Here is a 15,496-nt window from a genome sequence, read left to right on the forward strand (position 1 = left end):
CAATGAAATTCGGCATGAACAAACTGCTCACCCCGTTTCGAATTATTGTCCTGTCTTACATTATTGCGATGGCTGTTTTCAGCATACTTTTATACTTGCCGGTTTCATCGCTTCCGGGAGAAGCGGTGTCCTATCAGGAGGCGCTTTTCACCGCGGTCAGCGCCGTCAGCGTGACCGGCCTGACCGTCGTTAATGTTTCAGAGACATACAGCGGTGCAGGAGTCTTTTTCTTAGCACTGGCGATTCAGCTAGGCGGAATCGGTGTAATGACATTGGGAACTTTCGTCTGGATGGTTCTCGGCCAAAAAATTCCCCTTTCCCGCCGCATGCTGATCATGGTTGACCAAAATCAAATATCCTTTGCCGGGATGGTTAAACTGATGCGCGGAATTCTTTTTGTTGCGATCGGCATCGAAGTCGTCGGGGCGCTGATTCTCGGTACATATTACATGAATTTTTTCGATACCGCCCAAGAAGCTTATTATCAAGGGGCATTCGGAGCATTATCAGCATTTACAAATGCCGGGTTTGATGTCACCGGACAGTCGCTCGTTCCGTTTGCGGATGATTATTTCGTACAGCTCGTCAACATTTTGCTGATCTTTGCCGGGGCGATCGGATTTCCTGTTTTGCTGGAAATTCGCGAATATTTTAATCCGGAGAATAAACAGTTTCGCTTCAGCCTGTTTACGAAAATTTCCGTGTCGACATATTTCATCGTGTTTGTGATCGGTGCGGCCGGTTTATGGCTGATGGAGATCGGCGCCTATTATGAAGGGATGCCTTGGCATCAGCAGCTGTTTTTCTCAATGTTTAATTCGGCTACGGCCAGAAGCGGCGGCTTGTCGACAATGGACGTGTCCGATTTGACGCTGGCAAGCTTGTTGTTTTTGTCAGGCTTGATGATCATCGGCGCAAGCCCTTCAAGTGTCGGCGGCGGGATCCGCACGACGACACTGGCCGTGATGTTTTTGACGATTCGAAGCTTCATCCTCGGCCGCAGCGATGTAAAGGCGTTCGGACGGGAAATTCATCAGGAAGATAGACAGAAAGCATTTATCGTCTTGTCTGTATTTATGGTCGGTTTATTTTTCGCTGTTATTTTAATAGCTGTTTTTGAACAGGCGAATGACATCGCCTTGATGGCGATCGTCTTCGATGCCAGCTCGGCTTTCGGGACGGTCGGACTCTCGATGGGAATCACGGATGAACTGACTTTCGCCAGTCAATCGATCCTCATGACGTTAATGCTGATCGGCCGGGTCGGACTGGTAGCTTTTCTGTTTTCGATCCGTGCTCAGGATAAGAAAACCCCGTATAAGCATCCGACCGAGCGGATTATTATCGGCTAGTGGAACGAGAGGAGAAATGGTATACTGAAAAAATATTGCAGGAGATCAGCCCGGGGAAGCAGCCAAGCTGGCTTCCCCGCAAATTTGCTGAGCTGTCATGAAAAAATTTCGTGAATTTTTAATCAGAAAATTTGCAAGATTGTGCCGATCTCAAGGCGTTTCTGTTAAAATGAACCTGTATCCGCTTTCTTGACGGAGGGGTGGGAGAGGCGTAGAATTAAGATGACACATTTTATTCACAAATTCACGTTTTCTTATTCTTGCCAAAAAACAGCAACGCTAAAAGGGGGCTGAAGCATTCAAATGGGAATTCAGCAAGTCTCCGAACATTTTAAATTATAGGGGGAGAAAGGTATGTCGAACAATCGTGAATTTTTTTACAGAAAGCTGCACTCATTGCTGGGTGTCATTCCTGTCGGCGCGTTTTTAATTGTTCATTTGACGGTGAATTATTTCGCTGTCAGAGGTCCGGAAGCTTACAATCAAGCCGTGGCCGTGATGGAAGGTCTTCCGTACCGGTATTTTATGGAGCTGACACTGATTTTTATCCCGATTATTTTTCACGCGGTTTACGGATTGTATATCGCTTTTCAAGCTCGAAATAACACTGCTACATACGGCTATTTCCGCAATTGGATGTTCCGTCTTCAACGGATTTCCGGTGTGCTCGTATTGATTTTTGTGACGTGGCATGTGTGGGAAACAAGACTGGCGGCTGCGTTTGGAGCGGAAGTGAACTTCAACATGATGGTGGAGATCGTTGAAAATCCGGTTGCACTTATTGCGTATATTATTGGTATAACAGCGACGACGTTCCACTTTGCGAACGGGCTGTGGTCGTTTGCGATCACTTGGGGGATTACAGTCACCCCGCGTTCTCAGAAAGTTATGCAGTATATTGCCTTAGCCGTTTTCCTTGGACTGACTTTTGTCGGTATCCGGTCCATTTTGGCTTTTGTAGGATAGATCAAACGAAGGAGTGTTTTCGATGAGTAAAGGAAAAATCATCGTTGTCGGCGGCGGTCTGGCCGGTTTAATGGCAACGATTAAAGCAGCAGAAGCAGGCAAGGAAGTGGATCTCTTTTCCGTTGTGCCCGTAAAACGTTCACACTCTGTTTGTGCACAGGGCGGCATTAACGGCGCATTAAATACAATGGGCGAAGGCGATTCGACGTGGGAGCATTTCGATGATTCGGTTTACGGCGGAGATTTTCTGGCCAATCAGCCGCCGGTGAAAGCGATGACCGATGCTGCGCCGAGCATAATTCATTTGCTTGACCGCATGGGTGTGATGTTTAATCGTACTGCAGAAGGCATTTTATCCCTCCGCCGCTTCGGCGGCACACAGCATCACCGCACCGCTTACGCGGGAGCGACAACCGGGCAGCAGCTCTTGTATGCATTGGATGAGCAAGTCCGCCGTCATGAAGTCGACGGGCTCGTTAATAAATACGAAGGCTGGGAGTTTTTGCACGCTGTATTGGATGATGACGGTGTATGCCGCGGCATGACGGCACAAAACCTGAATACGATGGAAATGGCGTCGTTTCGCGGCGATGCCGTGATTTTAGCAACCGGCGGACCGGGGATAGTTTTCGGGAAATCAACGAATTCGATGATCAATACCGGCTATGCTGCTGCCGCTGTCTATGAGCAGGGAGCTTATTACGCTAACGGCGAGTTTATTCAAATCCATCCGACGGCGATTCCCGGCGATGATAAATTGCGGTTAATGAGTGAATCGGCACGCGGTGAAGGAGGCCGGGTTTGGACGTACGATGCAAACGGCGAACCTTGGTATTTTCTCGAAGAAAAATACCCGGCCTACGGCAATCTCGTCCCGCGCGATATAGCGACGAGAGAAATTTTCGACGTCTGCGTGAACCAAAAACTCGGAATTAACGGCGAAAACATGGTTTATCTGGACTTATCTCATAAAGATTCCAAAGAGCTCGATGTTAAACTCGGCGGGATTATGGAAATTTACGAGAAGTTTATGGGCGACGACCCGCGAAAAGTGCCGATGAAAATCTTCCCGGCAGTACACTATTCGATGGGCGGTCTTTGGGTCGATTACGACCAAATGACAAACATCCCCGGGCTGTTTGCTGCCGGCGAGGTTGACTATTCGATTCACGGCGCAAACCGCCTCGGCGCTAATTCGCTTTTGTCTTCGATTTACGGCGGCATGGTCGCCGGTCCGAAATCTGTTGAATATATTAATGAGCTTGATACGCATGCTGAAGATATGTCGGAAGACGTATTCACTAAACAATTGGCAGCAGATAAAGACGAGTTCGAACGGATTTTAAACATGAAAGGCGACGAAAATGCATTCCGTTTGCATCAAGAGCTCGGATCTTGGATGACAGAGAACGTAACGGTTGTTCGTGAGAACGATAAATTAGCGCAAACCGACGAAGCTTTGCAGCAGCTGCTTGAACGTTACGAGAACATCAGCATTGATGATACGTCCCAGTGGTCGAATCAAAGCGCTGCGTTTATTCGCCAGCTAAAGTCGATGATCAATCTCGGCAGAGTCATTACGCTCGGCGCCTATAACCGAAATGAAAGCCGCGGAGCCCATTACAAACCGGAATATCCTGATCGAAATGATGAACAGTGGCTGAAAACGACAAAAGCGAAGTACAATCCTGAAACCGGTCACCCTGAATTTGAATACGAAAATGTCGATGTTTCCTTAATTACACCGCGAAAGCGTGATTATACATCTACGAAAAAGGCTGGTGGAAAAGCATGAGCGAACAAACCATCCAATTGATTGTGAAGCGTCAAAAAGACCAGGACAGCAAATCATATGAAGAGCGGTTTGAATTGCCGTACCGCCCGAATATGAACGTGATTTCTGCACTGATGGAAATCCGCCGCAATCCGGTGAATGCAAATGGCGAAGAAACAACGTCAGTCGCTTGGGACGCGAGCTGCCTTGAGGAAGTATGCGGAGCCTGTTCAATGGTGATTAACGGCAAAGCACGACAGTCATGCACAGCATTAATCGACCAGCTTGAGCAGCCGATCCGCTTGGAGCCGATGGACACGTTCCCGGTTGTACGCGATCTGTTAATCGACCGCAGTCAAATGTTCGAGTCGTTAAAACGCGTCAAAGCCTGGGTGCCGATTGACGGTACGTACGATCTTGGACCGGGGCCGCGGATGCCGGAAGCGAAACGGCAATGGGCCTACGAATTGTCTAAATGCATGACTTGCGGTGTATGTTTGCAAGCCTGTCCAAACGTGAATGATAAGTCTGAATTTATCGGTCCGGCAGCGATTTCGCAAGTTCGTCTGTTTAATGCGCATCCGACCGGTGCGATGCATAAAGCGGAGCGTTTGGAAACGTTGATGGACGGTGAAGGCGGGCTGGCCAGTTGCGGAAATTCGCAAAATTGCGTCGAGGCTTGTCCGAAAGAAATCCCGTTGACGACCTCGATTGCGGCGATGAACCGCGCGACAACGTTGCAGTCGTTCAAAAACTTCTTCGGTACAGATAACACAGCTTAATAAAGAGGGGGCTTTCCCCTCTTTATTGTTTAAAAAATATTGAATGAACAATCATTCATAAAAAGGGGCGAGGCCGAATGAAACAGCCTGCTTATATCGATGTTATGGAAAATTGGCGGGAAGAGTTTACGTTTTTTCATGCACGCACGGTTCGTTTTTCTGATTTAGATATGTTCGGTCACTTAAATAACACAAAAGTGTTCAGCTTCTTTGAAGATGCCAGGCTTGAGTTTTTAAAGGAAGCCGGCTTTATGACGGGGTGGATGAATCAACAATCCGAACAGATTATCGTCACAGCGGATTTACAAGCGGATTACCTCCGGCAAGTGTATTTTGACGAACAATTGCGGGTCGGCGTCAAGGTGGCCGGAGTAGGTTCCAGTTCACTCGACCTTCATTACGTTATTTTAAACGGCCGAAACGATATGTGCGTTACCGGTCGGGGCGCGATTGTGCAGATTAATTCCAAAACCGGATCAGCAGAACCATTGGAAGAAGAACAGCGCCGCCATCTGCTTAAAATCTCTTCTTTCAGTTGACGGCTCTTCGTTACCCTATATATGATAGTGTCAGTGTCACAATACGAGGGGTGCCGTCAGTGAAAAATGAGGGATACAAGGTACAAAAACCGTTGAATAATAATGTTGTTATTGCAGAGAACCATGCCGGAAACGAGGTTATGTTTATCGGCAAGGGTATCGGATTCGGAATGAAGCAAGGCGATCCGTTTGAGGCGACATCTTATGACAAGGTATATTCATTAATAGATGTTGATGAGCAGGAAAAATACAGACATCTACTTGCTAAAGAATCAGAAGAGACGCTGCTCATCATTCACGAATCGATTGCGAATATTCAAGATGAGGTCGGGTTTCAGCTTGACGAATCCGTTCATTTTGCTCTGACGCAGCATTTGGCATTGGCCCTGCAGCGAACAAGAGACGCAACGGATATTCAAAACCCCTTTTTAACAGAAACGAAATGGCTTTATTATGATACGTACCAAATTGCCGAGAGAGCAGTCGCGTTCATTGCTGACAAAACGGGGATGCGCCTTCCGGAAGCGGAAGTCGGGTTTGTCACGCTTCACATCCAAAGTTCAATGCACCGCGAAACGTCCTCTCAAAGCCAGGAACAAGAGATTATCTCGCGTTCGCTCGCGTATATAGAAGAGAAATTAGCGCTGACGATCAATGAGTATAACCCGGCATTAAGAAGGGTTGTCCAGCACTTGAAACAAATGATTGATGATCCGCTGCCGCAAGGCGATCAATGCGCGGCGAAGGAATATATTTCCGTCTTGAAAGAAGAAGTTCCCTTATGCTATAATGTAACCCGTAACATCATGAGAATGATCGAGAAAACGATGGGTACGTCCTTGTCTGAATGGGAAGCGGTGCAGTTTATCCTTTATTTAAAGATATTGACCGATGTAAGCAACTGACTCAATTTACGTGTAACTGACAAGATCAGGCATGAGTAAAGAGAAGTGTTTAGGAGACAGATATACCGGTAAAGGTCGCCGGACTTCTCCGCATGCATTTTCTTTACTCATGCTTTTTTTATTGCAGTTGACACCGCTTTCTGCATACAATCAGACTAGGGAGGGCAGATAACAAACGTTTCTCCCCGATCCATCGTAAAAATTAATTAAAATCAAGGAGTGTTTTACCATGGCAGAGAAAAATTACACAATCACAGCAGACACAGGAATTCACGCACGACCGGCTACACAGCTCGTGAACAAAGCGGGACAGTTTGAATCTGAAGTAACACTTGAATACAACGGAAAATCTGTTAACTTGAAATCGATCATGGGCGTCATGTCTCTCGGCGTTGGTCAAGGCGGCGAAGTGACAATTAAAGCAGAAGGTCCGGATGCTGAAGAAGCACTCGGTTCCCTTGATGAGATTATGCAGGAAAGTTTGGCTAAATAATGAGCAAACAACTGACAGGAATCGCCGCTTCGTCAGGAATTGCGATTGCTAAGGCCTTTCGTGCAGAAACGCCCGATTTAACTGTAACGAAAGAGTCTATTACAAATCCTGACGAACAAATCAAAACGCTCGAACAAGCGCTTGACCAATCAATGAATGAGCTTGAAGCTATTCGGGAAAAAACGTTGAAGGATCTCGGCGAAGAGCATGCTGAAATTTTTTCCGCGCACTTGCTCGTCTTGAAAGATCCGGAACTCGTTGATCCGATTAAACAGAAAATCCAAGATGATCACGTTAATGCGTCTTTTGCTTTAAAAGAAGTAACAGATCAATTCGTGACGATGTTTGAATCGATGGACAATGAATACATGAAAGAACGCGCCGCAGACATTCGCGATGTGTCAAAGCGGGTTCTCGCTCACGTTCTTGGTGAGCCGATTGCTTCATTAGCGGAAGTGGATGAAGAAGTCATTATTGTCGCAGATGATCTAACGCCGTCGGACACAGCGCAGCTGAATAAAAAGTATGTCCAAGGCTTCGTGACCGATATCGGCGGACGCACATCGCATTCAGCGATTATGGCGCGTTCGATGGAAATCCCTGCTGTCGTCGGCACAAAGGAAGTGACATCCGAGGTTGAGGCCGGGACGATGATGATTATTGACGGGCTTTCTGGTGAGGTTGTTATCGACCCGTCCGAAGACGAGCTGAAGCAGTACCGTCAAAAACAAGCTGATTTTGAAGAACAGAAAAAAGAATGGGCGAAACTGAAAAACGAACCGTCTAAAACAAAAGACGGCGTTCAAGTGGAGCTTGTGGCAAATATCGGCACGCCCGACGATGTCGAAGGTGTTGAAAATAACGGAAGTGAAGGCGTCGGCTTATACCGGACCGAATTCCTTTACATGGGCCGGGAAGACTTGCCGTCGGAAGACGAGCAGTTTGAAGCCTATAAAAAAGTCGTCGAGCAAATGGGTGAACGCCCGGTTGTCATCCGCACGCTGGATGTCGGCGGAGATAAAGAGCTTCCTTACTTGAACTTGCCGGATGAAATGAATCCTTTCCTCGGTTTCCGGGCGATCCGTCTTTGTTTGGAAAAAGACGATATATTCCGCACCCAGCTGCGGGCGCTATTGCGCGCCTCTGTTTACGGCAACTTAAAAATCATGTTCCCGATGATTGCTACGCTTGATGAATTCAGACAAGCGAAACAAATGCTTGAAGAAGAAAAGAATCAGCTGCAGGCAGAGCAAGTAAATGTCGGCGAAGAGATCGAAGTCGGTATCATGGTAGAAATTCCGTCAACAGCTGTCATGGCGCCGCAATTTGCCAAGGAAGTCGACTTTTTCAGTATCGGCACGAACGATTTAATTCAGTATACGATGGCGGCCGACCGCATGAACGAACAAGTGTCCTATTTATACCAGCCGTACAATCCGGCGATTTTACGCCTTGTCAAAATGGTAATTGACGCCTCACATGCAGAAGGTAAATGGACAGGCATGTGCGGTGAAATGGCGGGAGATGAGGTAGCGGTTCCGCTGTTATTAGGGCTCGGACTGGATGAATTCAGTATGAGTGCAACGTCCGTTCTTCCGGCGCGAAGCCAGTTGAGTAAACTGACGAAAGCGGAAGCAGTAAAAACGGCGGAAAAAGCGCTTGAAATGAATTCCGCTGACGAGGTGGAAGCGCTCGTTCGTGAACAATACCTTTAATGGCACGGCCTTTAACCGATAACAGCTTGATTACGGCTGTTATCGGTTTTTTTACATATCTTCTTATTTGATACGATATTTACCTGTCGGGAGAAGCAAACCGGCTTAAGTTATGTTAAAATACAAACCGTAAGTTGCTCGTCTGAATCAATTAGGCGGGTTAACGTTTGCAGTTTAGAAAGGAGCACGGCAATGACGGAGCAGAGAAATGAAACGATTGACCGGAATCAAGTCGGATCAATAGAACGGACCTTGCGGATGGTTGCCGATATTGTTAAACAAAAAGGCCGTGAAATTTTAAATGAATTTCCGATTACCCCGCCGCAGTTTGTTGCTTTGCAATGGCTCCATGAATACGGTGATATGACGATCGGAGAACTGTCGGCGAAAATGTATCTCGCATACAGTACGACAACGGATTTAATTGACCGAATGGAGAAAAATGATCTTGTTGAACGCGTGAAAGATGAGAACGACCGCCGTGTTGTGCGGATCCATTTGCAAGACAAAGGGACAACGATTATCCGCGAAGTGATTAATCAGCGCGAAGCTTACTTACAAGATGTATTAGAGAATTTTTCAAAAGACGAAGTCGATTTTTTGGAAAACAGTTTATCGCAGCTTTTTGAAGAAATGAAGCGCGACGCAGAAACGTGGAAATCATTTTGACTGTTAGAAAATAACATAAAGGAAGATGAATGTGGATAAACCAATAGGCGTTATTGATTCGGGGATCGGCGGGCTGACTGTCGCTTCTGAAATTATCCGCCAGCTCCCGAAAGAAGAAATTTTATATATCGGCGATACAAAACGCTGTCCGTATGGACCGCGTGATGAGGCGGAAGTCCGTACCTTTACGTGGGAAATGATCGATTATTTAATGTCGTTTGAGATTAAATTACTGGTGATCGCCTGCAATACGGCTTCTGCTGTCGTTTTGGAAGAAGCGGCTGAACAATTGCCGATTCCGGTGCTCGGCGTGATTCACCCCGGTGCGGTTGCTGCGTTAAAAGCAACGAAAAATAAGGAAATCGGCGTGATTGGAACGGAAGGCACTATTTCGAGCGGTGCTTATTACGACGAACTGCGTTCGATTAACGGCGAGGTGAAAGTTGTCAGTGCCGCTTGTCCGACGCTTGTCCCATTGGTAGAAGCAGGGGACTATTTCAGCAGTCAGGCGCTTAAAACAATTGAGTCTGCGCTGGAACCGATGTTAATGTACAGTATAGACAGTTTAATTTTAGGCTGCACTCATTATCCGATGATTGAAAAACAAGTGAAAGATGTGATGGGGACGGATGTTGAAATCATTTGTTCCGGAGATGAAACGGCCCGGGAAGTCAGTTCGTTAATGTATCATAAGAATATGCTTTATGTTGGTGACCGGCCGCCGCAACACATTTTTTACACAACAGGCGGGATGCCTAAGTTTCGCGACATGGCGGAAAATTGGCTCGGAATGCCTGATATCGTTGTAAAACAGACTGATCTCGGTTTGACGGCAGGCGGGCAATTTCAACCTGCTTCTGCCAACCGCAACGAATAAGGCAAGCGGGAAGAGGCAGCGGTGCGGCTGCGTCTTCTTTTTCAATGCCGTTTTGTCATGCGTCAGTTCATTTTAAGGAGAGATTTGTAATGCGAGATGAAGAACGATTGAATGATCAGCTTCGGCATGTAAAAGTCGAAACCGAATATATTAAGCACCCGGAAGGGTCCGTGCTGATTTCGTTCGGTGATACGAAAGTTATTTGTTCAGCGAGTGTTGAAGACCGGGTACCGCCGTTTATGCGCGGCCAAGGTAAAGGCTGGATTACAGCGGAATATGCGATGCTTCCCCGAGCAACGGAACAGCGGACAATTCGAGAATCTTCTAAAGGTAAGGTGGCAGGCCGCACAATGGAGATTCAGCGTTTAATCGGCCGCGCGCTGCGCTCTGTTGTTGATTTAGATCAATTGGGCGAACGGACAGTTTGGATTGACTGTGATGTGATTCAAGCTGACGGCGGCACGCGCACAGCCTCGATTACCGGTGCATTTATTGCCGTCGGTCTCGCATTTGAGACACTGATGAATAATGAGAAACTTCAGGTGAATCCTTTAAAAGGGTTTCTTGCTGCTATTTCCGTCGGGGTAGATACAGAAGGTCAAATTATGCTCGATCTTGACTATAATGAAGATTCTCAAGCGGACGTTGATATGAACGTCGTGATGACTGATAACGGCGATATCGTTGAGATTCAAGGAACAGGTGAAGAAGCTACATTTACGCGTAAACAACTGAATACGATGTTGGATTATGCAGAAATCGGTGTTCATAAGCTTGTTCAGATTCAAAAAGAGTCGCTCGGCAGTTTTGCTGAAACCGTTGGGCAAGTTCAGAATATGCATGCCGGCGCCGGTCTTGACAGCTCAGAAGGAGGGCGCTCATGAAGACGGTCGTGATTGCCACGAATAATCGAGGGAAAATTGCTGAATTTGAACATTTCTTTGCTGCGAGAGATATAACTGTCCGTTCACTGAAAGAGTTTTCCGAGCTGCCGGACATTATCGAAGACGGTGCAACGTTTGAAGCGAACGCGATTAAAAAAGCGACGACTCTCGGCCGATACCTGAATCAGATCGTGATCGCCGATGATTCCGGGCTCGCCGTTGAAGCTCTTGACGGAAGGCCGGGGATTTATTCAGCGCGTTATGCCGGTGCGGATAAAGATGACGATGCGAACAACGAAAAATTGTTGGAAGAACTGGCGGAAAAAACGAACAGACAAGCATCGTTTATTTGCGTCATAGCGGTTTACTTTCCAAACGGAACAGTGAAAACGGTTCGAGGGAGTGTCACAGGAGAGATTGCTTCGGAACTTTCAGGCACCGAAGGGTTCGGCTATGATCCGCTCTTTTATTATCCGCCGCTCGGCAAAACGTTTGCTCATTTAACAAAAGATGAGAAAAATAACGTCAGCCACCGGGCGGATGCGCTAAAAAAAATGACAGAAGCATGGGATACGTGGTTAAAGGAGGCTCAACAATGAAAACATTAATAATGAGTGACAGTCACGGATGGACCGAAGCCGTAAAGCGCGTCGCTGATCGGCATCGTGCCGAAGTGGATTTGATTCTCCATTGCGGTGATTCAGAGCTTGCGGCGGATCACGAAGCGCTCGACGGGATTGTTACGGTGAAAGGAAATTGTGATTTAGGAGACGAATTTCCGGAGGAGACTGTTGAAGAAGTAAATAACAGCGTGTTTTTTGCTGGACACGGACATTTATTAAATGTGAAAATGACGGATCAAACGCTTCTGTATAAAGGGGAAGAAGCAGGCGCGGATGTTGTATGTTACGGCCATACACACTTCCCGGCAGCTGCAGAAAAAAACGGCATTCTGTTAATCAATCCCGGGAGTTTAAGACAGCCGCGCGGCTATCCGGTCGGTTCTTATGCTGTTGTCGAGTTGACAGAAAAGCAAAAAACCGTCACTTTTTTTGATCTTGACGGGAACGAGCTTGCCGATTTGAGCGGGCATTTTTCAAAATAGACAGTTGACATACTTTGCGGAATTGTTTATATTGAATACTGTCGCATTTGCGTCAGCCGATACATATAAACGTATTCCGCAACTGTGTCCCAGTAGCTCAGCTGGATAGAGCAACGGCCTTCTAAGCCGTAGGTCGCAGGTTCGAATCCTGCCTGGGATGCCATTTTTAAAATATACCGCAAACCCCTTGCTGACAAGAGGTTTGCGTTTTTTTTTTCGGCCTGATTTATTCCAGCTGCCATTCAGCAACGACCGGATTGTCCTCTAAAAATGACTTAATTTCATTCAGCCGTAAACTGTTCTCGTCTTCCTGTTCGAGCTCGCCGCTCATTTCAACCAGTCCCTGCATTTTTTGATATTCGATAAATTCCGGGGTAACAACCTCGATATGGACCGACTTGACGGCGGATTGTACGTCTTTTTCGCTGTGCAGCAGATGAAGCTTGTACTGATGGTCAGACTCTGCAACTTGAATCAATTCGGTTTCATTGAACTCGATGCCTTCTGTGCGGAGTGTTTCTGCGATCATTTGCGAAATACCCTGGAGCATATCACCCTCGGCAGCATCATGAAAATGGACGGATCCCTCTGTGATCATTTAACGAGCCTCCAATCGAAAATAAAAAGTTGTTCTGCTATCCTGTTCACGCCTTAGTGCTTCGCTAAACATCGGCTGATCTTTTTCGATCCTGCTGAAATTGCGCAATTGTATTTCTGGAAGGAAATTGATAAGATTAATGGATACAATGTCAGATAAGGAGGTGAAAATATATGAGCAGCAAGTCGCACGATCCGTCAGAAAACGATAACGTTATTTTATTTCCCGGGCTGGTCCAAAAGCTTTCGGAAAAGGGAATGACAGCGTTGAAAGAACAGAAGTATTACGATGCGTTAACGTATTTCAACCAGTCAACGGAATTAGATCCCGAACACGCTCAGGCGCGTTACGGTCTGGTGATCACAAACATTGAACTTAACCGGCTGGACGAAGCAAAAAAATATTGTGAATCGATGCTTAAAGAAGGCATTGGCGATTATTACGAAGTGCTGCAAGTCTATGTATCGCTTCTAGTTCAGCTTGGAGCATATGATGAAGTTGTTGATTTGCTTGAAGTTGTCATTCAAGAAGACAAACTCCCGTCAGAAATGGCCGAAACGTTTTACCAACTGCTCGATTTCTCCAGGCAAATGACCGATGAGTATGGAGCGCCGAGCGACGATACTTTGATGGAAGAACAAGCATTAATGCCCCCGCCTGCAGAGCTGATAAACGACCTTGAAAAGGGCAATCCTGATCAACAGTGGGGAGCGATTCAGCAGCTGAGCCACCATAAATTAGCGGATGTCGAAGATGCTTACAGAGATTTTTTGAAATCAAAAGATCAGCACCCGGTTTTAAAAAGTTACATTTTACAGTTGTTAAAGGAAATGGACAGCACCGGCACGTTTGTTGTACATAAATTCGGCGAATCTTTCACGATCGAACTACATAAAGAAGATCTGTTCCACGAAACGTTCGGCATGCAAGTAATTGACCGATTGGAAAAAGAATTAGCCGATGATAATCCAACGTTGTTCGATATCGTTCAGCAAGTTTGGTGGCATTATTTATTCGCGCTGTATCCGAAAAAGCCCGAGCCGGCTGATATTGACATATGGGCATGCGCGCTCCATGAAACAGGCAGGCATTTACTTAGTGACGGAGAAGAATTCATTTCGTTATCAGCGCATTATGGCACCGATGAATCGGATGTCACAATGTGTACAGAACATATTAAAGAGATTGAACAGCTTCTTTTTTCGATGAATGAAATGAGCGCATACCGAGAAGGTGAACAGTAATTTATAATAATCCTCGCGGGAATTCATTTACATCGATTGAAATGAATGACGGCTGTGTTATAATATAAGGGTTGCGAAAAAACGTACAAGTTTGATTTTATATTGGAGGGAACGTACCTATGACTGCTAATTGGGAAAAACAAGAAGGTAACACTGGCGTTTTGACTGTAGAGGTGGACAGCGAGCGTTTTAATAAAGCATTGGACGAAGCGTTTAAAAAAGTTGTTAAAGACGTAAATATTCCAGGATTTCGTAAAGGCCGTGTACCGCGGCAGATTTTCGAACAGCGCTTCGGCGTCGAAAGCCTCTATCAAGATGCTGTCGACATCGTATTGCCGCAAGCATACTCTGAGGCAGTCGAAGAAGCAGGGATCGAGCCGGTCGATCAACCGCAAATCGACATTGAAGAAATTGAAAAAGGTTCGCCTTTGAAGTTTAAAGCAACCGTAACGGTGAAACCAGAAGTTGAACTGGGCCAATATAAAGGATTGGCTGTCGATGCGCAAGACACCGAAGTGACAGCGGAAGAGATTGATCAGGAAATTGAACAGCTTCGTGAACAGCATGCAGACCTTGCAGCCGTTGAAGACGGGGAAGTACAATCCGGCGACACGGTCGTGATGGATTTTGAAGGATTTGTTGACGGGGAAGCCTTCGAAGGCGGCCAGGCAGAAAACTACACGCTTGAGATCGGTTCCGGCCAATTCATCCCTGGATTTGAAGAAGAGCTGATCGGTGCGAAATCAGGCGAGGAAACCGAAGTAAATGTTGAATTCCCTGAAGAGTATCATGCAGAAGAACTTGCCGGCAAACCGGCTGTGTTCAAAGTGAAAGTGCATGACATTAAACGTAAAGATCTTCCGGAGCTTGACGACGAATTTGCCAAAGACGTCAACGAAGAACATGAATCGTTCGAAGATTTGAAGCAAGAAGTTACAGATCGTCTGAAGAAACAAAAAGAAGACGACGCCGAAATGGCGAAAAAAGATGCGCTTGTTGAGCAGGCGACAGAAAATACAACGATTGACCTGCCTGATGCCATGATCGACACAGAAGCCGACCGTATGCTCGAAGAATTCGGCCAGCGTTTGCAGCAGCAAGGCATGTCGCTCGATATGTATTACCAATTTGCTCAAACCGATGCGGAAGGAATGAAAGAGCAATTCAAAGAGGATGCTGAAAAACGCGTCCGCATGAATTTGACGCTCGAAGCGATCTCTGAAGCGGAAAATATCGAGGTATCAGAAGAAGATATTGATGCAGAAATCGAAAAAATGGCAGAAATGTACCAGCGTCCTGCTGAAGAAATAAAACAGATTCTCAGCATGCAAGGCGGTACCGATACACTGAAAAACGACTTGAAAGTTCGCAAAGCGATCGAACTGCTCGTTGAAAACAGTGAAGAAAAAGCAGCTGAATAATCAGTTCTTAATTTGCCAGAACAAAAGCAAGGCGCGGATAAACCGTGCCTTGCTCTTTCTACATAATTGTTGATCATTGTCATTAAACCATAAGTGTTTTCTTATTAATCAGCATTGCAAGTATGATACAATGCTTTTGAAGGTTGGCAGAAAATCCTGCTCCCGGACCGAA

At 46.3% G+C, this 15,496-nt stretch carries 16 protein-coding genes and 1 tRNA gene; 16 read left to right on the top strand and 1 reads right to left on the bottom strand.

Annotated features, from left to right (window positions below; all coding sequences use genetic code 11):
• Positions 1-2 precede the first annotated feature (2 nt).
• From EDD67_RS13030 to EDD67_RS13095, 14 genes are all read left to right on the top strand, one after another.
• Positions 3-1,352, top strand: a complete 1,350-nt coding sequence (locus EDD67_RS13030; RefSeq protein WP_093072917.1) for a TrkH family potassium uptake protein — start codon at positions 3-5, stop codon at positions 1,350-1,352.
• A 354-nt stretch (positions 1,353-1,706) separates the two neighbouring features.
• A complete protein-coding gene (locus EDD67_RS13035) occupies positions 1,707-2,318 on the top strand; it encodes a succinate dehydrogenase cytochrome b558 subunit (protein WP_121438605.1) in 612 nt (203 codons plus the stop codon).
• A 22-nt stretch (positions 2,319-2,340) separates the two neighbouring features.
• A complete protein-coding gene (gene sdhA / locus EDD67_RS13040) occupies positions 2,341-4,113 on the top strand; it encodes a succinate dehydrogenase flavoprotein subunit (RefSeq protein ID WP_121438604.1) in 1,773 nt (590 codons plus the stop codon).
• Entirely contained in the window at positions 4,110-4,874 is a 765-nt protein-coding gene (gene sdhB, locus EDD67_RS13045; RefSeq protein WP_121438603.1) for a succinate dehydrogenase iron-sulfur subunit, read from the top strand. The genes sdhA and sdhB overlap by 4 nt, the downstream gene beginning before the upstream one ends.
• Before the next feature lie 77 nt (positions 4,875-4,951).
• Positions 4,952-5,413 (top strand): acyl-CoA thioesterase, encoded by a 462-nt coding sequence (locus tag EDD67_RS13050; RefSeq protein ID WP_093072921.1) that lies wholly within the window; start codon positions 4,952-4,954, stop codon positions 5,411-5,413.
• Between the two features lie 59 nt (positions 5,414-5,472).
• A complete protein-coding gene (locus EDD67_RS13055; RefSeq protein WP_158638116.1) occupies positions 5,473-6,318 on the top strand; it encodes a PRD domain-containing protein in 846 nt (281 codons plus the stop codon).
• Positions 6,319-6,547: 229 nt separating this feature from the next.
• Positions 6,548-6,811, top strand: coding sequence for a phosphocarrier protein HPr (locus EDD67_RS13060; protein ID WP_093072923.1), 264 nt, complete (start codon positions 6,548-6,550; stop codon positions 6,809-6,811).
• On the top strand, positions 6,811-8,526 hold the full coding sequence (ptsP, locus tag EDD67_RS13065; protein ID WP_093072924.1) for a phosphoenolpyruvate--protein phosphotransferase: 1,716 nt from the start codon (positions 6,811-6,813) through the stop codon (positions 8,524-8,526). The genes EDD67_RS13060 and ptsP overlap by 1 nt, the downstream gene beginning before the upstream one ends.
• 192 nt (positions 8,527-8,718) lie before the next feature.
• Positions 8,719-9,195, top strand: a complete 477-nt coding sequence (locus EDD67_RS13070) for a MarR family winged helix-turn-helix transcriptional regulator (protein WP_093072925.1) — start codon at positions 8,719-8,721, stop codon at positions 9,193-9,195.
• A gap of 31 nt (positions 9,196-9,226) precedes the next feature.
• Positions 9,227-10,072, top strand: coding sequence for a glutamate racemase (gene racE / locus EDD67_RS13075; RefSeq protein ID WP_093072926.1), 846 nt, complete (start codon positions 9,227-9,229; stop codon positions 10,070-10,072).
• Positions 10,073-10,161: 89 nt separating this feature from the next.
• Positions 10,162-10,956: a ribonuclease PH gene (rph, locus tag EDD67_RS13080; RefSeq protein WP_093072927.1), complete on the top strand. Its 795-nt coding sequence runs from the start codon at positions 10,162-10,164 to the stop codon at positions 10,954-10,956.
• A complete protein-coding gene (locus EDD67_RS13085) occupies positions 10,953-11,555 on the top strand; it encodes an XTP/dITP diphosphatase (protein WP_093072928.1) in 603 nt (200 codons plus the stop codon). The genes rph and EDD67_RS13085 overlap by 4 nt, the downstream gene beginning before the upstream one ends.
• Entirely contained in the window at positions 11,552-12,061 is a 510-nt protein-coding gene (locus tag EDD67_RS13090) for a metallophosphoesterase family protein (RefSeq protein ID WP_121438601.1), read from the top strand. Before EDD67_RS13085 ends, EDD67_RS13090 begins: the two co-directional genes overlap by 4 nt.
• Before the next feature lie 86 nt (positions 12,062-12,147).
• Positions 12,148-12,224, top strand: a tRNA-Arg gene (locus tag EDD67_RS13095).
• A 63-nt stretch (positions 12,225-12,287) separates the two neighbouring features.
• On the opposite strand, the gene EDD67_RS13100 is transcribed toward EDD67_RS13095, so the two are convergent.
• Positions 12,288-12,659, bottom strand: coding sequence for a hypothetical protein (locus EDD67_RS13100; RefSeq protein ID WP_093072930.1), 372 nt, complete (start codon positions 12,657-12,659; stop codon positions 12,288-12,290).
• A gap of 173 nt (positions 12,660-12,832) precedes the next feature.
• Between EDD67_RS13100 and EDD67_RS13105 the strand changes: the two genes are divergently transcribed.
• Together EDD67_RS13105 and tig are read left to right on the top strand one after the other, a co-directional pair.
• Complete coding sequence (locus EDD67_RS13105; protein ID WP_121438600.1) at positions 12,833-13,903, top strand: tetratricopeptide repeat protein; 1,071 nt, start codon at positions 12,833-12,835, stop codon at positions 13,901-13,903.
• Between the two features lie 119 nt (positions 13,904-14,022).
• Positions 14,023-15,324 (top strand): trigger factor, encoded by a 1,302-nt coding sequence (gene tig, locus EDD67_RS13110; protein WP_121438599.1) that lies wholly within the window; start codon positions 14,023-14,025, stop codon positions 15,322-15,324.
• Positions 15,325-15,496 lie beyond the last annotated feature (172 nt).

It is taken from the genome of Salisediminibacterium halotolerans (genome assembly GCF_003814815.1).
In the GTDB taxonomy this organism is placed as follows: domain Bacteria; phylum Bacillota; class Bacilli; order Bacillales; family Salisediminibacteriaceae; genus Salisediminibacterium; species Salisediminibacterium halotolerans.